Raw genomic sequence first — 2,404 nt, forward strand, 5'->3', positions numbered from 1 at the left:
GGCGCGCGGGCGGCAACTGCAGGATGGTTGGCCGTCCCTCGCGACTGGATTCGACCGACCCCAACACGCGCCTGAAGGTCGACCGCTCATTGACGCGCCCGACTTCGTGTATGAGTGCGTTGCTGGCCAGCCGGCTTCGGAGGTGCTCATGGGATTCGCGATTGACCAGCGCGAGCGTTGCCAGCTCCGCCGTGGGAATGCCTTCATCACCCTGTTTCCGATCCAGCACCTGGTTCTCGATGACTATCTTGAGCGCCATCGCCCTGGGGTATTCTGGCGCCGGCGCCTGCACGCCATGGTCGCGCCTGACATCGACGTTGCGAACGGCAATGAGATTCGTAGCGCGTGGCGCTGGCGGGGCGCTCACCCCGGATGCCGCCATACTGCTGGCGGTTGGAAACGCATGTATTGAGGGAGTCACGATAAGTCGACCGGATGAGTGGCGACTTTTATACCGGCGGTACAGTGCGTGCGCTTTCAGGTTTTAACCATCCGCTCTATGCAGCATGGTTATCCGTTCATAGCTTGGCTGATTGCATCGCCAAGGCGATCGACCGCGACGATTTCCATCTCGCCGATGTGCGTGCGTTTCGGCGCGTTGGCCTTCGGCACGATCGCACGCCTGAAGCCGTGCGTCGCCGCCTCCTTCAGGCGCTCCTCGCCGTTAGGCACGGGCCGGATTTCGCCCGACAGGCCTACCTCACCGAAGGCCACCGTTTTCTCTGGCAACGGCCGATCACGGAAGCTCGAGAGCACGGCGAGCAGCGTGGGTAGATCGGCGGCGGTCTCCTGCACGCGGATGCCGCCGACGACGTTCACGAACACATCCTGATCGTAAATGGCCAGGCCGCCATGCCGATGCAGCACGGCCAGCAACATCACCAGGCGGTTCTGCTCCATGCCCAGTGCCACGCGGCGCGGATTGCCCAGCGAGGATTGGTCCACCAGCGCCTGCACTTCCACCAGTAACGGACGCGTGCCCTCGCGGGTGACCATCACCGCGCTGCCGGAGGTGGGGCCTGAGTGCGTGGAAAGGAAAATCGCCGACGGGTTGGGTACCTCGCGCAGGCCCTTGTCGGACATGGCGAACACGCCCAGCTCGTTCACCGCGCCGAAGCGGTTCTTGAAGGCGCGCAGCACGCGAAAGCGGCTGCCGGATTCGCCTTCGAAATAGAGCACGGCGTCGACCATGTGCTCGAGCACGCGGGGGCCTGCGATGCCGCCCTCCTTGGTGACATGGCCCACCAGGAACACCGAGGTACCGGTTTCCTTGGCGAAGCGCGTGAGCCGCGCAGCGGACTCGCGCACCTGGCTGACCGAGCCCGGCGCAGCGGTGAGCGTTTCGGTCCAGATGGTCTGGATGGAGTCGATGACCAGCACGCGCGGCCGTGTGGCCAGCGCCTGGTCCAGGATGCGTTCGATGCAGGTTTCGGCCAGTGCCCTGAGCGGCGCCAAGGGCAAATCCAGGCGCTGGGCGCGGCCGGCCACCTGGGCCAGGGATTCCTCGCCGGTCACGTAGACGCTGGGCAGGATCGCGCCGAGGGTGCCGAGCATCTGCAACAACAAGGTGGACTTGCCGATGCCCGGATCGCCGCCGATCAACACGACGGAGCCATCGACCAGGCCACCGCCCAGCACGCGATCGAGTTCACCAATGCCGGTTTTCGTGCGGGACTCAGCCGTGAGCGCGACCTCGGTGAGCGCCGTCACCTTCGGCGCACCGGCCGTTTCGCCGGCGTAGCCGCGACGTGCGCCCGCACCGGCCACCGCGGCCTTGGCCGGCTGCACCACGAATTCGCTCAGCGTGTTCCAGCCATTGCACTCGATGCACTGGCCCTGCCATTTGTTGTGTTCCGCACCGCAATCGGTGCAGACATAGGCGGTTTTCGCCTTGGCCATGGGATCGAGTGTCCTGATGGGAAGTGGTGACGATAACGCGATGCCGTCTCAACAATTGAGCCGGCTAGCTATCGTCCTCGACGAACAGCACGCGGCGGGTCATGCCGCAGGTGAGGTCGTAGGAAATGGTGCCGGCGTGCGTGGCGATGGTCTCCACCGGAAGTGACTCACCCCACAGCACCACGCGGTCGCCAACCTTCGCCCCGGGTGCGGCGCGCAGGTCGAGGGTGATCAGGTCCATCGATACACGGCCCACCAGCGGCACGCGAACACCATCGACCTCAACCGGCGTACCGGCCGACGCACTGCGTGGATAGCCATCGCCGTAACCGATGGCGGCCACGCCGATACGCATGTCTTCCGGACAGGTGTAGGTGCCGTTGTAGCCCACCCTTTCACCGGCGGCGACCTGGTTGATCGCCACCAGGCGCGTGGCCAGGGTCATGGCCGGGCGGAATCCGAGATCGCTGCCGGATTGTCCTTCCACGACCGACAACCCGTAAAG

3 protein-coding genes are annotated in these 2,404 nt (G+C 65.3%); all 3 read right to left on the bottom strand.

The window, feature by feature from the left end; translation table 11 throughout:
* On the bottom strand, positions 1 to 367 hold a 367-nt coding region (locus VK519_RS06215), incomplete at its 3' end, for a hypothetical protein (protein ID WP_324348295.1).
* Between the two features lie 143 nt (positions 368 to 510).
* The gene (gene radA, locus VK519_RS06220) at positions 511 to 1,899 is read right to left on the bottom strand and encodes a DNA repair protein RadA (RefSeq protein WP_324348296.1); all 1,389 of its coding nucleotides are present in this window, start codon (positions 1,897 to 1,899) and stop codon (positions 511 to 513) included.
* Positions 1,900 to 1,963: 64 nt separating this feature from the next.
* A partial coding sequence (locus tag VK519_RS06225) for an alanine racemase C-terminal domain-containing protein (RefSeq protein WP_324348298.1) occupies positions 1,964 to 2,404 on the bottom strand: 441 nt, incomplete at its 5' end.

The sequence above is a fragment of the Pinirhizobacter sp. genome, from assembly GCF_035317885.1.
Taxonomy (GTDB): Bacteria; Pseudomonadota; Gammaproteobacteria; order Xanthomonadales; family Rhodanobacteraceae; genus Pinirhizobacter.